This is a genomic window from Segatella copri (assembly GCF_002224675.1).
In the GTDB taxonomy this organism is placed as follows: Bacteria; Bacteroidota; Bacteroidia; order Bacteroidales; family Bacteroidaceae; genus Prevotella; species Prevotella copri_U.
In genome coordinates, this window is sequence record NZ_NMPZ01000005.1 from 14614 (window position 1) to 35345 (window position 20732).

Annotated in this window: 12 protein-coding genes and 1 pseudogene; 3 read left to right on the forward strand and 10 right to left on the reverse strand. The window is 46.3% G+C overall.

Features of this window, described 5'->3' with window-relative positions; all coding sequences use genetic code 11:
* Nucleotides 1-1845 carry a histidine kinase gene (locus CFT61_RS04280; protein ID WP_176425495.1) on the reverse strand — a complete coding sequence of 615 codons (1845 nt, stop codon included), beginning with the start codon at nucleotides 1843-1845 and terminating at the stop codon, nucleotides 1-3.
* Nucleotides 1846-1905: 60 nt separating this feature from the next.
* Here CFT61_RS04280 and CFT61_RS16845 point away from each other — a divergent pair, with 60 nt between their 5' ends.
* Nucleotides 1906-2262, forward strand: coding sequence for a hypothetical protein (locus CFT61_RS16845; protein WP_176425496.1), 357 nt, complete (start codon nucleotides 1906-1908; stop codon nucleotides 2260-2262).
* A 223-nt stretch (nucleotides 2263-2485) separates the two neighbouring features.
* On the opposite strand, the gene CFT61_RS04285 is transcribed toward CFT61_RS16845, so the two are convergent.
* The 9 genes and pseudogenes from CFT61_RS04285 to CFT61_RS04320 all read right to left on the reverse strand — a co-directional run bounded on the left by CFT61_RS04285 (nucleotide 2486) and on the right by CFT61_RS04320 (nucleotide 18535).
* Nucleotides 2486-4870, reverse strand: a complete 2385-nt coding sequence (locus CFT61_RS04285; protein ID WP_142990553.1) for a carboxypeptidase-like regulatory domain-containing protein — start codon at nucleotides 4868-4870, stop codon at nucleotides 2486-2488.
* Nucleotides 4871-5258: 388 nt separating this feature from the next.
* Nucleotides 5259-5390: a hypothetical protein gene (locus tag CFT61_RS17185; RefSeq protein ID WP_254918849.1), complete on the reverse strand. Its 132-nt coding sequence runs from the start codon at nucleotides 5388-5390 to the stop codon at nucleotides 5259-5261.
* Between the two features lie 7 nt (nucleotides 5391-5397).
* Nucleotides 5398-7683, reverse strand: coding sequence for an outer membrane beta-barrel protein (locus CFT61_RS04290; protein WP_089543240.1), 2286 nt, complete (start codon nucleotides 7681-7683; stop codon nucleotides 5398-5400).
* Nucleotides 7680-8997 (reverse strand): annotated as a pseudogene (locus CFT61_RS04295) (AAA family ATPase). The gene CFT61_RS04290 and the pseudogene CFT61_RS04295 overlap by 4 nt, the downstream one beginning before the upstream one ends.
* A gap of 420 nt (nucleotides 8998-9417) precedes the next feature.
* Entirely contained in the window at nucleotides 9418-11358 is a 1941-nt protein-coding gene (locus tag CFT61_RS04300) for an alpha-L-arabinofuranosidase C-terminal domain-containing protein (RefSeq protein WP_089543241.1), read from the reverse strand.
* 159 nt (nucleotides 11359-11517) lie between these two features.
* Entirely contained in the window at nucleotides 11518-14754 is a 3237-nt protein-coding gene (locus CFT61_RS04305) for a glycoside hydrolase family 2 TIM barrel-domain containing protein (RefSeq protein ID WP_089543242.1), read from the reverse strand.
* Nucleotides 14755-14759: 5 nt separating this feature from the next.
* Nucleotides 14760-15968: a glycoside hydrolase family 88/105 protein gene (locus tag CFT61_RS04310; RefSeq protein ID WP_254918850.1), complete on the reverse strand. Its 1209-nt coding sequence runs from the start codon at nucleotides 15966-15968 to the stop codon at nucleotides 14760-14762.
* 50 nt (nucleotides 15969-16018) lie between these two features.
* Nucleotides 16019-17296, reverse strand: coding sequence for a DUF2264 domain-containing protein (locus tag CFT61_RS04315; RefSeq protein ID WP_176425497.1), 1278 nt, complete (start codon nucleotides 17294-17296; stop codon nucleotides 16019-16021).
* Between the two features lie 120 nt (nucleotides 17297-17416).
* Nucleotides 17417-18535, reverse strand: a complete 1119-nt coding sequence (locus tag CFT61_RS04320; protein ID WP_089543243.1) for a glycoside hydrolase family 43 protein — start codon at nucleotides 18533-18535, stop codon at nucleotides 17417-17419.
* A 77-nt stretch (nucleotides 18536-18612) separates the two neighbouring features.
* On the opposite strand from CFT61_RS04320, the gene CFT61_RS04325 reads away from it, so the two are divergent.
* Entirely contained in the window at nucleotides 18613-18843 is a 231-nt protein-coding gene (locus CFT61_RS04325; protein ID WP_089543244.1) for a hypothetical protein, read from the forward strand.
* Nucleotides 18844-19100: 257 nt separating this feature from the next.
* Entirely contained in the window at nucleotides 19101-20531 is a 1431-nt protein-coding gene (locus tag CFT61_RS04330) for an AAA family ATPase (protein ID WP_089543245.1), read from the forward strand.
* Nucleotides 20532-20732: the final 201 nt, after the last annotated feature.

Consider the following 20732-nt stretch of genomic DNA (forward strand, 5'->3'; position numbering starts at 1 on the left):
CTACATCACGAAGCCATCGGGTATGCATACCTGCGCCAGGCATCCTGCCACGCTGCCGTCTTCTGCCTTCCGATTCTGCAGCGAGAAGGTCATCTTGTGGCGATTATGCTCGTTCACCACTGCCAGGGTCTGGGTGATGATGCCCAGTCCGGTACGCTTCTTCCCCTTCTGGCGGATATCGAATCCCCTGCCGTTATCCAGCACGGAAACCACGGTATAGCCCGGCTGCTTTCTACCAACCTTTACCTGCAAGATCTTCCTTCCCTCCCAGCCTCTCAGTCCGTGAACCAGGGCATTCTCTACGAGAATCTGGACAAACATCGACGGAATATACGTATTCTCCACATCCACTTCGGGATCTATCTGCAGCGAGAAATCGAAATCATCGCCCATCAGCGGAGTTTCCACCGCCAGATACTGCTTCACGAAACCGATCTCTGCGGCCAGAGATACCTTCGACTGGCAGGACAGGTCGAGGTTGCTGCGTATCAACCGGGCAAGCCCCATCAGCTCGTCGGCTTCCGCCGTACCGGCATGCAGGATCTTGTTGTTGAGGACATTGAACACGAAATGAGGGGAGATTCGGTTTCTTGCCCCTTCCAGCTTCAACTGCAGTACGCGATGTCTGCTCTCTTCGAGCCGCTTGCCGGATCGCATGCTCTTGATGACGAAGAACATACACAGCAGCAGAATCAGCAGCACTACAGCCAGGGCGATGAATCGGGTCTGGTTCAGCTGTGCCGTCTTGTGCTCAAGCACCAGGTCGTGGTGCAGTTTCAGCGTATCCTGGGTAAAGCGGTCCATGATTTCAGAAGCTCTCATCTTGATTCTGTTGTGCTCCAGCGAATCATTCTTCAGCATATCCCTGCGAAGATTCTCGAATGCCATGCGGTAATCGCCCTTGGCGAGGTAATATCGCTGCAGATACTGATTGCGGATCTGGCGCAGGTTGAAGGCTACGAGATTGCTGAGATCCTCGCCGAACTGCTGCCTCTCGCTGTTCAGAATGCGGGTAACAGCCGCCATATCTCCCTTCTTCACCTCCTGACCGATATGAATCGTATTACAGTAATATACCGCCTCCCGATCGTGGTTGGCCACCATGAAAGGCTCACTCTCGGCAAGATATTTCTCCGACTGGGCAATGCTGTCCAGATTGAGATACACATCTGCCATATTCAGCTTGCAGAGATACATGTCGAAGCAGTCGCCCTTCTTGTGCTTCTCCAGCAACTGCTTCAGCTGCAGGAATTTGCGGAGCGACTGGGCATAATCTTTCTTATAATAGTAGTAGTTGCCGTAATTGTTCAGATAATACGCCTGCATAGCCAGCGACATCTGCGGGAGATGGTCTTCCGTCTGCTGATAGCACTGGAGCGATGCATCGAAATCATTGAGTTTCAGGTAGATGGTAGCCAGACCCACATAGAGGGAGACATTCTCCTCCTTAGGCAACTGGAGGGAATCTACCAGAAAGAGCGCACGGCGATACCAGGAGGCAGCCTGCGGCAACTGATTCTTGAAGAGATAGGCATCACCCAGGTTGGCACAGATGCTAGGCGCCTGATGCTGCACATCGCTACGCATGGAATAGGCATAGGCAGACTGGTAGAGCGAAACCACCTCGTCTGCCTTGCGATGAAAATTATGATAGTTGATGCCCTGGCAGTTGTAGGTATAGGCAAGAAGTCCGTTGCGGCGCGGAGTATCAGGCTGACGGAGGGCGAAGCGCAGGGTGCGGTCCACATAGCCTACCGTAGAATCGGGCGTTGCCGACTGGCAGAACCATCTTCCCTTCCTGGCATAATACTCATAAAACGTGAGGCTGTCTTTCGCCAGCTTCATACCTTTTTCTATTTCCGTCTTAGCCTGCGGCGACTGCGCATTGAGGAGTTCATCGAGCTGATGCAGTTTTTCGATACGCAGGTTATCAGCAGTTTCCTCTGCCGATTTCCGGCAGGAAGCCAGGATCATCAGCAGAGGCAAGAGAGGCAGGAGAACCTGCCAGAGGCAAAACTTATCATTTTTCATCATTTCTATTATTTTCTACAGGGAGGGAGTGTCATCAGTCACAGTCAATACGCCCTGAAGGGGCAGAAGCTCCATACTCCACACGCCCTGAAAGGGCAGAAGCTCCATACTCCACACGCCCTGAAAGGGCAGAAGCTCCATACTCCACACGCCCTGAAAGGGCAGAAGCTCCATACTCCACACGCCCTGAAAGGGCAGAAGCTCCTAGCCCAGGGCAACACCCTGGGTTAAGATGGACGCAAGCCTGCCGCCCTGTAAGGGCAAAAGCTTTCAAGTACCAAGCTATTTATAAGGCTTTTGCCCTTACAGGGCGCCTTACTGACTGCTACTATACCCAGGGCGATGCCCTGGGCTAGGAGCTTTTGGGCTTTCAGCCCGTCCTCAGCAGTCATTATCTAGGCTTATGACACACCCTCTGAGTTTTCTACGAATTTACCTTGCAAATATAGGCAAATTAACGCAAACGAGCAAGCTTTTGGAATATTTTTTTCTTCTTAAAGCCATCAAACTTACATTTTGATATCAGATTGAGATGCCTGCGGGCTGTTACTCGGGTGCTGCGGGTATCATCGTCATCCTCCATCATGGCACGGAGCGTTTCTTCTGATATACCATCCAATATAGTCATGGAAATAGGAGCATCATCATCAGCATCCTCAAAGGTAGTCTTGTCAGTAATGCCAGTAGCCTCAGGATCATAATCCAGCGTAATCAGAATCTTCTTCTTTGCCGAATAGAAGATTACCGACATACAGCCATCCTCATTGTCCTCTCCCATATTGGTAAGGCCCAGTTTGGCTGCCGCATTCTTCAGAGTCTGATAGTCGCTGCTTCCACCATTATAATAAACGGCGCCACCCTTGCCCAGATTGAGACTTTCCGTAATCAACAGCGCCAAAGGAGCCTTTGCCTTCAGCTGTGGAGTGAAAGAAGGGAAGCCTGCATCTACCGGCTTGATGTTGCGAAGTGTCTTGGCTGCAGCCAGGAGCTGATAGCTCATCATCTTGCCAACCAACTTGGCATTTTCATCATATTTTTCTTCAGTTTCCTGTTCATCAGCATCATTATCAGAAGCCTCCTGCCAGAAAACTCCATTTCCTTCCAGTGAGAACACGAAATCATTGCCGTTTCTCTGTACGGTGCACTTCATTTCCTTGCCCGGCATAGTCTGGAACTGGCGCTTCTCAGCCTGATTAGCCACGTAGGCAGTTACACCATCCGTATAGGTAGTCTTCTCCTTATCATACTGAGCTACCATAATAGACATTAAGATGTTAGCTCTTTCTTCTGGTATCAGCATCATGGCATTATCCAGGATAACCACACCGCTAAGCGGACTCGTGTAGGTTGGTACAGGCCATTCTTCATTGCCCAGAACATCAGAGAAGATGTGGATCACATTGGTATTGACACCTCCACTTCCGCCTACAGTCAGTTCTACATATACATCCTTATCCTTGATGGTTATGTCCTTGGAAACCTCATCACCCCGATAGGTCCGGGCATATACGGTGGCATTACCCTTCATATCCTTCGGTACATACACATTGAAGTTACCATCCTTATCGGTCTGGAGAACTTCTGTCTTAGCCTTTTCCGTCTGTACCCATACCGAAGAGCGGATGCCGTCGCCCCGCTCATTCATCACCTTGCCATATACGCGAACCAGGTGAGGCAGCGTGATATCCACCTGACGTCTTTCTCCCGGAGAGAGGGCAGGAACCTTTACAGAAACCTTCTGGTTGATGCCACCATAGTACAGATCCTTCACAGTGATGCTGAAGTCTGTATTGGCAGGAACTTCATGAGAATAATATCCATCCGATTTGGATACAGTAGAAGCCAGCAACTGTCCGATGCTCAATCTTACACCCGGCAGAACCTTGCCGGTATCATCCTTTACATATCCATAAACAGTGCCCTGCTTTTCAGGATAATCCAGGTTGACCCAGGAAAAATGAGCCACTTCTCCTACATATACATTTCCCTGCAATGCGGCACTTCCTTCTTCCTCCCAGAGACCAGTCTTCTCATTGAAGCTCCACAAAGGGATGCTGGCTGGCGGATTCTCACCCATTCCGGCTGGTATCGGGAAGGTAAGCTTTGCCTTGCAGCCATCCTTGAGCTGCAGCTTGTCGCCATTTTCGGCATACATGTTCAGGTCGGTCATTCCGTAGGAAACCAGTTGGGCGCTGGAGTTGTCGGAGCGCACAGCGGCGAGGTCGCCACCCGGCATCATCTCAGAGAATCGTTCATTGTTAGGATCCAGATACACCATCTCCGACTTCACCTTTCCGGTATAGCCGGCTCCGGTGCCATCCACCTTGTATCCATCCTGCGGCATATCAATCTTCATTTCGCCAGCCTGCAGGGTCTGGTCGGATGAAGAAGAATAGGTCTTGATACTGGTGAAATCATTGTTCTCCTTCTTGCACATCACTACCTCCCAGCTTGCGCCATCGTCAGCATCCATAGAGCGCACCACATCAAAATAGCCCGCCTTGCTGAATCTCACTACCGAGCGGTCGTTCGGGACACTTACTACCTGAATCTGGTCGAATTCAAAGAATCCGTCGGTATTGGTAGTAGCAGCAGAAGAGCCGCTCACGATGCTCACACCCTCGATTGGAGTGCCGCTGGCATCTCTCACGATACCCGAAAGAGCGATGTCTTCCATTCTTCCTTCTACGAGTTCCGGCGGATTAATGCCTCCATCGTCGTCGTCATCATCATCTCCCTCATTCAGCAAATCCTGAAGTTTGCTGCATGAAGCGAACGTCATCAACATCATTAACAATGCCATGAACACAAAAGTTAAGCTGTGAATTTTCCGTCTCATAAGCCTTACATGTTTATCGGTTATACAAAAAAGATTCTTATTGATTGCAAAGATATATAAAAAAATGTATATTCGCAACCTCCCTTTCCCGACCACCGTGCCTATTTGTTGCCAGAAGCGTCTAAACGTCGGTTTTTCGGGCTTATCCGATAACAAAAAAATCAGCTTAAGTAATCAGAAACAGAACTGATTAAGCGACAAAAAACTGTGGAAAAAAGATTCATTCACGCATATTATTTCTCGGATTTGAGTATTTTATCGCCGATTATTTCTCGGATTTGAGTATTTTAACGCGATTTATTTCTCGGATTTGAGTATTTTCGCTATATTTGCGCCTGTTATTCAAATAGTTACGATTATGACAGAATATATACATAGAAACATAGACTCAGAAGAGAAGAGTTTTATCATTATGATTACTCATCACAAAGAAGTAAATGCTCGCTCCCAACTTGCCTTGCAGTAGCCCCAACTTATTATCGCTGAGGGCTACTGCCTTTAATTTTGCATCAATATCCATTACCTTATTATTTTTCTGCATCAACATTGAAAGAATTTTGTCTCATTCTCACTTGCTTACCGCCATGCAAGAACATTTTAACTCCCAATACTACGTATGGACCGTAAGTACTATTTCTAGAAGAATTTGTCACAGTTGTAAAATAGGGCAAATGATATTCATATCCAAACTTCCGCTTTCCAATATTGGCAGGCATCGTAGCGGTCAAAGTCCCCTCAAGTTTACCATTTGAAAACAATCTATTCAATACTATTTTAGCATATCCTAGATGCTTCGTATATTTACCTTGCAAAGTAGGAGTTGTAGCATAATTCAAATCGTAAGATGCTTGCACATTCAATTTCAAAGGGCTAATTTTATACCTGGCTTGCATATACATCTTCCAAATATCACCTTTTCTCTTGATACCTTCCTCTACAGATGCAACATCATGGAAATAAGAAAGGTTTACACCAAGATTACAATCTTTGAAAAGTTTGTAATCCCCTGACAATATGAACATCATTCGATGCCAATCTGCATTTTTATAACTTTCTTTCACCATACCTGTTGGTAACAATGAATAATAAAGCGACTCATTCATGTCTTTATTATAAAAGTTTACAAATATTATGTTAAACAGTTTATCTATACTCATGGTCGCATCCAAGTAAATCAATCTTGAAGATTTCAACAGTGGATTTCCACCATGAATCATCTTTGAATCTATTTGGTATTCCGTAGCAGTTAATTGATCCAAATTAGGATACATTGCTGAAATGTGGAAATTGCTCCTGATAGTTACGATACGCCAAGGCTTGTAGAACAAACGTCCCATAGGACTCCAGGAATAGTTAGCTATATGTCCGACGTTATTATCATCAGAATTACCAAGCCAAAGAGCACCACCGCTAACATAAAAGCTACCCACTGGATGCCAAGTAAGCATCGCTAACATAAAATGGCGAATATTCTTAGACCAATATTTTAATTCGTCTGTATTTCTATCCGTATCATTATATTTTCTCCACGCTAAGTTATAGTCTGCATAAAAATCGAAGTGTTTGGATAATGGCCTACTTATACTCAGATCATAAAACACATAATTTTTATTACCCAACGTTGGGGTTTCACTCAAGTTGGAATTACTCCAATAAGTTCTTTTCTCCCTAACATTATAATAGTCGTAAGTCAAATCACTGCTGACATATAATTTTCCAAAACTTCCACGGTAGAACAATCCAACATTATAGTCGTTGGAATAATATTTGTCTCTATTCCATTGCTCATATTGGGCCACATTCCCATTATCCTTCTCCGTAATAAAGTACATGGTAGAATCCAAGGACTGATTAAAAGTTCCTTTGGTCTGAAAAGAAAGACTATGCCCCTTAGCCAATTGATATTCAGCACCAAGAGATATGTCATACCCCAGTTTTTTGCCGATTTTATTTGGATTACCAGAATCGAATTCTTGAGAACTTCTCTCATAATTATCCGCATACATACGAGTGAAGGAATCACTTTCCTTATTGACAACATTCGAAAAAGCCGAAGTTATATTAAATAACAATTTATTCACACTATATGTATAAGATTCACCTACGGTTTCCTGATTCATATTGTTTTTGCCATATTGCAAATTCGTATAAGGCACAAAGTCCCAGCCAATATAATCATCGAACAAAGATAGGTTCAGCAACATTCTCCTTCCCTCATACTTTCCTGTTGGATTGTAGGTAATTTCCACTTTTTTGATGCGCTTAGGATTTATGCGCATAGCATAATCTGATGATTTTTCCACATCATTTACCAAAAGTACAATATCCTCTTCTCCATTCACACGCAACTTGTCATTTTCCCAATCACGCAAAAAGCCTGGTATTTTCTCCAACAGCTGTCCACTGCTTGCCGTACCTTTGCGCATAGAGTCGGTGATAAGGTAAATGTCCTTGTTATAGGTCTCTTGCTTTAAAGTTCCCGTGACAGTAACTTCCTTTAAGCCAACATTATGAGTAGACAATGCAATTACACCCAAGTTCTCAGGAAGTCCGAGACTATCCTTTCTGGTATAAGACTCAAGTCCCACATAGCTGACAGAAATTCTTGTTGCCTTTTGGGAAGTATTCACACTAAAGGAGCCATCAGTTTTAGATTTGCATCCACCAACAAACACATTGTTATTGAAAAGCTGAATTGTTGCATCAGCCAGTCCTTGCAGTTTATTGCCAGAAATTATTTTACCAGAATAGCTTTCCGCCATAGTAGTGACGGATATAAGCATTATCAAGCATAACAAAAATAATTTTCTCATATTTTTTTGTATTTTGAATAAATCTTTCTTCCATCTGCAGCATATTCCCTGGCGTAGCCCATTTTCTCTATCTGCTTCAGGACTTCCGCTGCCGAACCATCACGCTTGAACTCGAAGATGTAGATATAATTCTGTGTCTCTACCACGCAATCTACCCTACCTTCGCTTTGCTGCTTTGACCAACGTCTGAAAACCGCTCCTCACTTCATCATTCGGAAAATCCAGAAGATAGGAATTAGTATCCATTTCCCAATCCTTGATGGTAAGATAACCGCTCTGATAAATCATTGGCAGAGGTGCCTCTTTGTCTGCCTTATAGTCAATAAAGCTGCTTACAGGATAATACTTATTGACGATTTCGTTGATATTTTCGTCGAAATGCGTCAACAAACGAACCAGATAAGTTGGCGAACCTGTGCGGAACCAATAATCATCCAGCCTATTCTTGCCAAAGGCATTCAAGATGCTGAAAGGATTGTAGATATCAAGCATATTGGGACTGAAGTGGTAACCATCAAACTTCCTCTTCAGCTTGTGCTTCATTCCTTCCTCTGTGGTCTTATATCTCACAGCCATTGCTTTAATCTGTTCCTCGAAAGTAGAATACAACTCCTCTTCCGTAATGCCACAAAGTGCCTCATAATGCTCATCCATACTGATGTCGTTAGGCTGGTTGAAACCACTAAACACGCTCACCTGCGAAAACTTGGTGACACCAGTGAGCAAGACAAACTGTAAATAAGCATCGGCAGCCTTAAAGACACTATAGAAACCTTTCAAGATTTCACGATGCCAGTCCTCGAGCAATCGCTCCTGACCATCAATCGTTGTCTTAATATTCGTATCAAGCACATCCAGCAATGGCTTGTCGTATTCATCTATCAGCACAACAGCACGGAGACCAGTCTTCCGATGAGCCTCCTTCAATACACTTACAAATCTATCCCCCAAAGTTACACTATACTCATCCTTTCCATAAATTGCTTCTTGTCTTTCCACAAAAGACATCAGTGTTTGTTCCAACACACCAGGATTAGTAAAGTTATTACCATTAAAGTCGAGGTGGAACACTGGATATTGCTTCCACTCCTTCTCCTGCTTGTCGATGGCAAGCCCCTTGAACAACTCCTTCTTGCCTTCAAAATAACACTTCAAGGTAGAAACGAGCAATGACTTTCCAAATCGTCGTGGACGACTCAGAAAGTATATTTTACCTTTAGTCACTAAGTCATAGACCAATGCCGTCTTATCGAGATAAACATAATCATCTTCTATGATTTGTTCGAAGTCCTGTATTCCTATAGGATATTTCATATTGCTGCCATTTTATGTCGAGTAAGTAGAGGGAATTTCACCCTCCCTTCTCTCGGAACCGTGCTTGACAGTCTCCCATCACACGGCTCTTCGTACTTAACTCTTTTGTTTATTAGTTTATATTCTTTATTAACCTAGACGTGGATAGGGTACAAATCCCTTCACCTTCTGTCTCAGGACACACTATCTGAGGGCAAAGATAATACTTTATCTCCTAATCTCCAAAACTTTTCAAGAAAAACTTCTACCATACAGGTATTTGAAAGTAGCTTTCTATAGACACAGGATTATGCTGGTGCTCCCCAAAAAATCCCTTGCAACATTACTGCTGCAAGGGATTCGCCATTTTTCTACCTTAAATGGTTATACACTACATAAACTTTAAAACTAAAACTTTAAATCCATATACAATAGATTATCTTAGAATCTATATACTACAAAGCTGTTTGGCTTCATCTTCACGTTCAACACATTGCCCTGAACCTGTGCATCTGATACTACAGGAACAACCACATTTTTATTGTCGATCTTGTTCTCTGCCTGAATATCATCAGCATGAAGAACAGTCATCTTGCCAGGGTTCAACTTCTTGATGCCATTGAAGGTAACGTTGATTTCCTTTGCCTCGTTAGAGGTATTGGCAATCTTCACGATGTAGCTCTTGGTAGCCTTGTCGAAACAAGCTGTGGCATAGAGACCATTCTCGCCAGCTACAGCCTTGCCGTTCTCGGTAAGCTTCAATACGTTGGTACCCTTGTTCTCGCCGTAGAGCTGCTGAACATAGTAGTTGGCAGAACGCACAGAGCTGAGATTATCAAACCAGATGAGGTCTGGACGCCACTGCCATCCCTCTACATGAGCGAAGAGAGGAGCATAGGTAGCCTGATAAACCACATCGGCATTGCGCTCCAAGCCGGTCATGAAGGCAGCCTCGGAAAGCGCAGCCTCCCAAGAGTTAGGATCGTGCTCGGCATGAGCTGCATACTCACCGGCAAATACCTTAGGACCCTTGCGGTCGTACTTGTCGTAACGGCTGGCATTGCTGCGGAACCACTCAGGGCTCTTGTAGTAATGCTCATCTACCATATCTACGCCCAACTTGCGCATCTGCTCCCAACCGTAGTCGAAATCCTTGCCATCAGCAAATGGACCAGATGAACCGCAGATCTTGATCTTAGGATACTTGGCATGGATCTGCTCCATAAACTTCTGCAGACGCTCAGGGTACATAGGTCCCCACTGCTCGTTACCGATACCAATCTGCTTCAGATTGAATGGTGCCGGATGACCCATATCGGCACGGAGCTTACCCCACTTGGAAGTAACAGGACCATTGGCGAACTCGATGAGGTCGAGTGCATCGTCGATATAGCTCTGGAGATCCTTGACTGCTACATGCGCATTAGGATCCTTATCATCGTTCTGATACTGGCAAGCCAGACCTACAGAGAGAATTGGCAATGGCTCTGCACCAATCTTCTCAGAAAGAAGGAAGTACTCGTAGAAGCCCAAGCCCAAAGACTGATAGTAGTTAGGGAAAAGGCGATGTGGGAAGGTATCTCTCCAGCGGTTCTCGTTCAGAGGACGGTTCTCGGGAGCACCCACGGAGTTCTTCCACTCATAACGGGTATCGAGGTCGGTTCCCTCTACGATACATCCACCAGGGAAACGGAAGATGCCTGGCTTCAAGTCAGCCAAATCCTGTACGAGATCGGCACGGAGACCATTCCAGTTATCTTCTGGGAAGAGAGAGATGTGGTCGAGATCTACGCTCTCAGAACCTTTCTCCAGATATACACGCATCAATCCCTTGGCATCGGTCTGAGGAGATGTCAGGGTAGCTGTAAGCTTCTGCCACTTGTTGTTGGTGATGTTGATGACCTGCTTGGCAATGACATCGTTCTTGGAATTGACCAGCTCCACACGGATCTTGCCCTGCTTGCCATCGATGAGATGAAGACGGCCATAAACGGTGAAATCGTACTTCATATCCTTCTTCAAGCCCATACCGAAGAAACCGCGGTTCTCCAGACCGGTCTGCTTCTCACGCGCACCGGCACTCTCGAGAGTTACATAATGAGGGTTGCGGTCGAAGGCTGGCTTCACGTCGTTGAGGGTTACGTTACCGAATGTATTCCATCCCATCAGGCGCTGTGGGAACTCGAAAGAGCGGTTTTCCACCATCTCTGCATAGAGACCGCCATCGGCACCGAAGTTGATATCCTCGAAGAAGATACCATACATGGTAGGCTGGATTTCTACTCCAGGCTTGTTGGCCTGAACCATAAACTGATGCTGTGCGAAAGCTCCGAGCGAAGACATCGCCATCAGCATTGCTGCGAAAATTTTAGCTTTTCTCATATTGCTTTGTTATTGTCTTTTTTAGGTTTGTTTATATTTCTATGGATAATACGCATAACGTATCAGAATGCCGATGCAAAGATACAAAAAATCCACCCCAAATGAGGTGGATTTTCTGTCTAAATATATTGGATTTTCGCTCAAATCGCTGTTTTTCTACTATTTACCCTGTGGAATGAGGGTAAATGTGAAGGTCTTGTTGCCATAATGTACACGATACTTCTCCAAAGGCCAAGCACCCCAAGAGTTCTCGCCGCCTACACCCATGTGGGCAGAATCGAGGAAGAGGTTGGTGAACTTAGACTTCTTCAGGTCGAAGCTGTGACGCTGCTCCTTGTCGTCGCCATCGTCGAGCTCCTCGGTATCGAAGTGGATAGCGCTGGCATAGAATGGAGTGCAGCTCTTCACCTGCAAGCCCAAGCCTGTGGCATCGGTCTGCTTCCACCAGCGGATATCGCTCTTGGTACCACTCTCCTGCGGACGGATGTATGGGAAGTACTGGTTGTCGGCATCATCTGTGTAAACACCGATGCGCATGCAGTCCTTGCGGTCTGAGTAGTTCTCGATAGGACCACGACCGTAGTAGTTGCTCTTCTCCATGGTGTATGGCATCTGCATCAACATACCGAAACGGAACATATCGCTTACCTTAGCACCCTCTGTAGCCTTGAAGTCTTCTGTTACCTTCACGGCACCTGTATTGGCGAATACTACGTAGGTGATATCCATCTGACCCTGAACCTCCGGCATATCGAATGATGTGAGGATTGTTACCGAATTGGTCTTCTTATCCTTCTTCACGTCGATGTTCTTCAGGTTCATCTGAGGGTTCTTCCAAGCCTTGAACTTCTTCTGAAGGCCTGCACCCATATCGTTGTCGGTAGGAGCACGCCAGAAGTTTGGCTTCAGGGTACCACCCTCGCCGAGCAATGACTTGCCATTGTAAGCATACTCAGAGATAAGACCGGTAGAACGGTCGATCTTGAAGGTGAGGTTAGGAGTGGTAACAGCTACCACATTATTCTTCTTGGCAGCAAGCTTCATCTTCTTCTTGCCATGTCCCTGAGCCAGCATCTTGCTGCAGTCGCCAGAGCAAGCCTGCTTGGTAACTACCGGCAGCTGGGCATAAGCCATCACCTGACCGGCTGTGAGCAATGGTTCAGCCTCCTTCAGACGGAAGTCGATGTTGAGGAATACTTCCTTGCCCTTGATCTTGCTCTTGTCGTAAGGGATGGTGAAGTTCTTGGTCTGCTGTGCAGGAACATCGAGGTCAGCGATGGTACCATTCTGAGTCTCTACGCCATCCTCTTCCAGGCTCCATGCCAGTGCATAGTTGCTCAGGTCGCGGAAGAAGTTCTCATTATGTACGCTTACCTCGCCAGTCTCGGCATTCACCATCTTGGCCCAGATGTTCTGGTACTGATAAGCCACCTCGTAAGCATGAGGGTTCATCTGACGGTCTGGACCGATGATACCATTACAGTTGAAGTTATTGTCGCTAGGATCATACTTGTTGTAATCACCACCATAGCAATATTCTATCTTGCGAAGCTCCTCATTGTTCATCTTGTAAGGCAGGATGCTCATAGGCTTCACGATATTGCGGTGCAATGCCTGATCTACGAAGTCCCAGTCGAAACCACCCTGGAGGATAGGATACTTGCGGATCAGATTCCAGTAATCGCTCAGGTTACCGCCAGAGTTACCCATGGTGTGGTTGTACTCACACTGGATGAGAGGCATCGGACTGTTTGGATCCTTGGCATACTTCTCGGAAGCAGCTACAGGGTAATACATTGGGCAGAAGATATCTGTACCCTCGCCACGGCGAGCCTGCTCGTACTGAACAGGGCGGGTCTTGTCCTGGCTCTTGATCCACTTGTAAGCCTGCAGGAAGTTGTCGCCCATCACGGTCTCGTTACCCATGCTCCATGTTACGATGGAAGGATGGTTGTAGAACATAGACACATTATGCTGGTTGCGCTCCATGATCTGCTTGGCAAACTCAGGCTTCTTGGCAGCCGCATCGTCGCCATACTGGAAACCATGGCTCTCCTGGTTAGCCTCTGCCACTACATACAATCCGTACTTGTCGCAGAGATCATACCAGCGAGGATCGTCTGGATAGTGGCAGGTACGAACGGCATTGATGTTCATGCGCTTCATCATCATGATGTCCTGAATCATGCGCTGCTCACTCAAGTTGTAGCCCTCGTCCGGATCAATCTCATGACGGTTGGCACCCTTCAGGAGAACAGGCTGGCCATTGACCAGGAACTGCTTGTTCTTGATCTCCACCTTGCGGAAGCCTACCTTTACCTGTACAATCTCGTATGGCAAGTACATACCGCCATTCTGGATAGGAGATACAACGAGGGTATAGAGGTTAGGAGTCTCAGCACTCCACTTGCGAACATTCTTCACACGGAGCTGATACTTAGCCACACCATTCTTTACATTATCGGTACCTGTAACGATTACCTCCTTGCCATCCGGGTCGTAAAGACCGAAGTATGCCAGGGTATTGCCCTGCACCTTGGCTGTGATGTTGAGGTAACCATCCTTATAGTTGTTCTTCAAATCTGTCTCTACACGGACATCGAGCAGACGATGATCCTTGGAGCGGGCATAGAGATAGTTCTCACGTGCCGGACCGCTCAGACGCCAGAAGTCCTGATCCTCACACCATGAACCGTCACACCAGCGGAATGTCTGGAAGGCGATGAGGTTCTTGCCCTTCTTCAGGAAAGGAGTGATATCAAACTCTGCGGCAACCTTGCTATCCTCTGCATAACCGGCAAACTTTCCGTTGACATAGAGATAGATGTTGGAGGTTACACTACCGAAGTGAGCGATGACGCGCTTGCCATCCCAGTTGGATGGGATATTGATTTCACGGCGATAGGAACCTACGTGGTTGTCCTTGGTAGGAACAGCTGGTGGCTGCTGGTCGAAGTGGCCACGCCAAGCGAAGCCAACATTTACATACTCTGGCTGACCATAGCCCAACATCTCCCAGTTGCCTGGCATCTGGATGTTGTTCCATTTAGAGTCATCAAGGTCAGTCTTGTAGAAATCTGTAGGGCGCTCATCAGCATTGGCTACCCAGTTGAACTTCCATGTGCCCTCGAGCGACAGGTAGTTCATACTCTTCTTCTTGTCAAGATACTCAGCACCTGTTCCAGGGAAGTCGTTAGGATCGTAAGCGAAGTGCATTGTGTGCAGAGGCAAACGATTGATTTCATTCACTTGGAGGTCGTGCCACTCTGTGAAAGTAGGCTGCTGGATAGCTACCGTCTTTACAGACGACTTAATGGCAGCCTTCGGTTTTCTTGCACCAAAGGCCACCATTGCCAATCCTGCCATACTCAATGTTACGAACAGTCTTTTATTCATTACTATTATAGTTTTGTGTTTAGATATTTATCATATTCACAAGCGGTAAGAAGCATCGCTCCCACACCGAAGTTTGCCTGGGAATTGGCATCTACGGTCTGGCCCGGGATGGCTCTTTCGCCGATTGGCTGAACATAGCCCACCTTGCCGTCTTCCTGAACGGCTGTTTCCGTGAGGTAAGTCCAGGCTCTGTCTATCACCTTCTTATATTCTTTCTTGTTGAGATAACCATTGTTTACTCCCCAGAGCATTCCATAGGTGAAGAAGGCAGTACCGCTGGTCTCTGGTCCCGGCGCATGCTCAGGATCCATCATCGAGCGGGTCCAGTAACCCTCTGGCTGCTGGATTTCAGCCACAGCCTTGGCCAGTTTCTGGAACTTATCTACGAAGAACTGATAGTGCTTGTAGTCCTTTGGCATATCCTGGAGCACCTTTGCCAGACCGGCAAGAACCCATCCATCGCCACGTGCCCAGAAGTCTTTCTTTCCGTTGGCACTCTTGTGCTTCGGATAGATGTACTTTCCATCGCGGAAGTAGAGGTTGGTCTCCTTGTCGAGCATAATCTCGTCGGTGGTGAGGAGGTTATCGTAGAGCTTGTCGAGATACTTCACATCGCTGGTAAGCTTGTACATCTTGGTCATCACAGGCATCACCATGTAGAGGGCATCGCTCCACCACCAGTAGTCTGTTGGCTCAGAGTAAGCCTCGTAGTGCATCACCTCCTTGGCACGCTTCACCATGAATTCTGAAGCTGCGGCATTGCCCTTGGCTGCCTCGATATTGTAGAGGTCGATGTAGGTCTGGAAGCAGATCTGCCAGTCGCCGAAGAGTACGTGATCCTTACCCTCGCCGTATGGCTTGTACTTCCACTTGGCTGGATTAGCCTCTGTAGCACCGGTCCAGTCGTTATGCTCAGCCCAACGGATGGTGTAATCCAGCATCTTCTGGTCCTTCAGCATCTTATATACCTCCATGTTGCCGGTATGATAAGCGGCATTGTCCCAGAAGGCACGCACCTCAGGCTTGTTGTTGGCCTGCCAGTAATTGTTTACCTTCTTGATGAGTGCTACCACCTGCTCGTGGTCCCACTTTCTGGAAGCCTTCACCTCCTTTTTGTTCTGTTTCTTGACCTTGGCGGTTTTCTTGGCTGGCTGCGCTGCGCTCAAAGGCAAAGCCAGGGCTGCAGCTACCAACATCATCAATATCTTGCGCATTATATTAACTCTTAACTCTAAACTTTTAATAGTAAACTCTAAACTGAAAATTACCACTTGTCCTTGGTGACAATCTCGTCGTTCCAGTGATGATCCTTAGGGAACTGCTGATTGTTCCATGCCTTCACCTGGGTCCAAGGCTGTGCTGCATCTGTCCAGAACGGATGATCGGCAGGCAGGCCGAGAGGCATGAAGGCAAGGGTGGTCATATAGAGCGAACCGTTGTTGGTGTACCAGTCGGCTACGTTCTTCTGGCTGTTTCCGCAGAAACCGATGGAGAGATAACCCTTCTCATTGAAGTTATTCTCCTGGTCGAACATGCGATGGAGCACCTTGGTCAGGGCTGCACGCACCTGTCCGTTGCTCAAATCCTTTGGCAACTTCTGGTACCATGCCATCAAGGCAAGCGGCTGCATGGTTGCCATACGGTAAGGAATGCTTCTGCCGAAAGCCGGGAAGGTTCCTTCCGGAGAGATGAATCTCTCGAGGATGATGCTGTACTTCTGGCAGCGCTTCAACTCCCGGTCGTAGTACTTCTGATAGTCGAGGCGGGAATTCACCTTGGCATCCACCATTGCCTGGAGTGTTTCCAGATACATAGGATGGAACACATAGCTGCTGTAGTAATCGAATGCGAACGAAGGACCATCGGCGTACCAGCCATCGCCTACATACCACTCCTCCACCTTGCGGCAGGCAGAATTCACGCGATATTCATCGAAATCGCCACCCGCCTTTGCCATGAAGCTCTCGATGGTAGAAGAGAAGAGGAGCCAGTTGGTATAAGGAGGATCGATGTGGCGGAGCTTGGCAAACTCCTTTAGGTATCGCTGCTTGGTCACCTCATCCAAAGGCATCCAGAGTGTATCGTAAGCCCGGAGGAAACTCTCGGCGATATAGGCAGCATCTACCAGGTTCTGACCGCCGATGCCCCAGCAGAGATAGTCAGGACTCTGAGGATCTACGGCATTCTTGTAGGAAGCCAAAGCCCACTCACGCAGCTGCTTGCGCTGCTTGCCTTCGGCTGTGGCATCATCAGGAAGAGTCAGCCAGGGAGCCACGCCAGCCATCAGTCTGCCGAAGCACTCCATATAGAGCACCTTCCTGTTGCGGTTGTCGAAGCTTGGACTGAACTCCGTCTGCATATTCTTCTGCAGCTCGCCCTTTGCCATATTCTCCAGCACGGGCTGAGCCATCTTATAGGCAAGTGAGCACCAATATTGGCGGTCGCTCTGCTGTTGTGCCTTCTTCTTCGCTGCGCTGATTCCCATGAACGGAATCAAAGCCAGAAGAAGGGTGATCATGATATTCTTATATATATGAATCATAGATAGTTGCAATTTTATGAGTTTGTTGAATTCTGTTAAACGATGATTGCAGTATTATCATTTCATGCTGCAAATGTAATTAAAATAATTTAGAAACGAGCAGAGCGACCGTGTTTTTTATCATTTTTTCAACACTGGAGCACCATTTTCCCAGGAAATAGGTATCCAGAGGTGACGACTGTCGCTCAAATGCTTCGGATTCCACATATCTGCCATGAATACATAGTCGGCACCATGGAACATCTTCTTCTGTGCTGCAGTTTCCACCTTATATATATAGGTACCCTGTGCACCGAAGGTCTTGTCGGCACCCTCTCCACGGCATGGATTAGGCAACTGCTCCCAAGGACCGAAGATATTCTTAGCCTTGAACATGCGGGCTGCATTTGGAGCCCAACCGGTACATCCGCTGGTAATCATCCAGTAGGTGCCATCCTGCTTGAAGATGGTTGGAGCCTCGTTCTGTCCGCCGGCAGCTACTCGTACGTAGCAACCGTTGTGCTGCATGTAGTCATCTGTCAACTGTGCTATCTGGAGAGTCAGGTTTTCCTCTGAAGAATAGATGTGGTAAGCCTTGCCATCATCGTCGATGAAGATGGTCATATCTCTCGACATCTGTCCACCCTGGAAGTCTCTCATCCAGAACATACCTCGTTCTATCTGAGTGCGCCAGGCTGGAGTCCACCATTCTTTCAGTTCAGGGAAGAGAAGCTGATGCTTGAGGTCGGTGGTATCCGGCTTCGCAAACCCGATAGGATAAAGACCTGGATTCACTCTGCCAGAGCGGATGAACTTGAATGGTCCGAAAGGAGTATCGCTGGTTGCTACACCATAGCGGGCAGCAGCATATCCCTGACCCTTCAATTCGAGATGGAACCACATGACGAACTTTCTGGTCTTCTGATTGTAGAGAACCTTAGGGCGCTCGATGATGCAACCACCCTCGATGTCGCTGCCCGGTTCGCTAGATACAGGGAGCACCAATCCATGGTTGGTCCATTTCTTGAGATCCTTCGAAGTAAAGCAGCTTACGCCGAGAGAGCTGTAAGGCTTGCCATCCTGCGAACGGCTTTCGCCATACCAGTAGTAGGTACCCTTGTAGTTGAAGATGTTGCCACCGTGCGCATTGATATGCTTGCCGGTATTGTCTTTCCATACACCTCCGTCCATCGGAGCCTGTGCCAGGGTTGGGAGACAGGACATCATCCACAACACTATAAATGTGAATAGTTTATTCATTTGCTGATGTTATTATTAAGTTAGTGAATACGCTAATTGTTTGTTTTGTCTGCAAATTTAAAGAAAAAACCCCTCTTATGGGTCTAATATTCGGTACAAAAGGGATACAAATCGGTAAAATGCTGGAAAAACAAATGCAATTCATCCTTTCTCCCCTCCACAAAGCTATTAATTACGATAAATCTTTCGCATGGTTCAAGAACAGGCTGAAGCGTCTCAAGCAGCACGCCCTGAAAGCCCAAGCACCAGGAGCTTCTGCCCTTTCAGGGCATGTGAAGTTTTCTGTTATTAGTCGTGGAAATGTGTGAAAAATCAATAGATTTCCACGACTAATAACTCATTTCCCATCACTATTCTGCGCGAAACGATGTTTTTACCCCATTTCGCACAGAATAGCGACACAAAAAGTTTCACGATGGATGCTTTTTCCGTATATGACAACCGCAAAACTGTTAATTACTGTTATTAACCGTGGAAATCTATCGATTTTTCTCACATTTCCACGACTAATAAATTATTTATTTGTATCTTTGCAGCACAATAAACAATTAATATACAGAAAGATATGATAGTAGGACGGGAAAAAGAAATAGAGTTTCTCAAAGGGCTACTCGAAGAAGAAGAGTCGCAATTTGTAGCTATATATGGCAGACGACGCGTAGGAAAGACTTTCCTGATAAGAGAGACTTTCAACTATAGCTTTGCCTTTCAACATACAGGTATATATGGAGCCTCACTCAAAGAGCAGCTAAGTGAATTTACGGAATCACTATACTCTGCTGGTATGAGAAAGGTAAAAGAACTTCCTTCTAATTGGAATGAGGCGTTCCACTTATTAGAACGATTCATCGAAAAATCGAAAGATACCCAGAAGAAGAAGATAATCTTCATCGATGAAATGCCGTGGATGGATACACATAAATCAAACTTTGTACGCTCGCTAGACCATTTTTGGAACAGTTGGGCAACTGCAAGAAAAGACATTATCCTTATCATTTGTGGCAGTGCCACCTCTTGGATCATCAACAACATCATTATGAATTATGGCGGTTTGCACAATCGCTTAACAAACCAGATATTTCTGGAACCATTCAGTTTGAGAGAATGCCAGGCATTCTGCGAAAAGCGTAAACTGGGATATACAGAACGCCAGATCCTAGAAGCCTATATGGCACTTGGTGGTATTCCTTATTACTGGAGCTTTCTGAAAAGGGGACAAAGCGTAGCACAGAATTTCGATAGAATGTTCTTTTCAGAGAGAGGGGAACTTACCCAGGAATTCAATGCGCTCTATGCATCCTTGTTTAAAAGACCAACGACCCATATTTCCATTATCACAGCATTGGCTAGCAAAAAAATGGGTATGTTGAGAAAAGACATCTTAGATGCAACTGGGCTCTCCGACAACACCACATTCTCCAATGCTCTACAAGAACTAGAACAATGTGGTTTCATCAGAAAATTCATGCCGATAGGTGGGAAAAGCAAAAACGCCATCTATCAGCTTATGGATAATTACACCCTTTTCTATTTTGACTTCATCAAAAAAAATACGAATCAAGACGAACACTACTGGACTGCCAACATGGACACAACCATACACAACGGTTGGGCAGGCAGGGCATTTGAACGTGTCTGCATACAGCATATCAAGCAGATTAAAACAGCATTAGGATTTGCAGCGGTCATCAGTACTGCTCACTCATGGGTATACAAGCCAAAGGATTTATCTGAAAAAGGGGTACAAATAGATCTCCTGATTGATAGAAATGACCAAACCATCAACCTTTGCGAAATGAAATATACCAATGCTCCATATACCATAAGCGAAGAGGAGGACATGAAGATTCGAAACAGAAAAGCTGTTTTCATAAAAGAAACAGGAACAAACAAATCCATCCTCATAACGATGATTACCACCTACGGTCTAACTCCAGGAGGTTATGCAGACGATATTCATTGTCAGGTTACAATGAAAGACCTATTTCGCTTTTAACTTTCGCTTTCCGGGGGTAACATTTCTCGCCTAGAAGTTGCCGTAATCTCATATTTTTTGTTACTTTGAGGTAGATAATTATAAAAAGAAAGGGTCTATATACCACCTGTTATCGTGGCATATAGACCCTTTCTTTTACACCATCTACAATTGAATCTCATTCAGTCGCTCCTGACAGATCTTTGGGAAATGGCTTTAAGT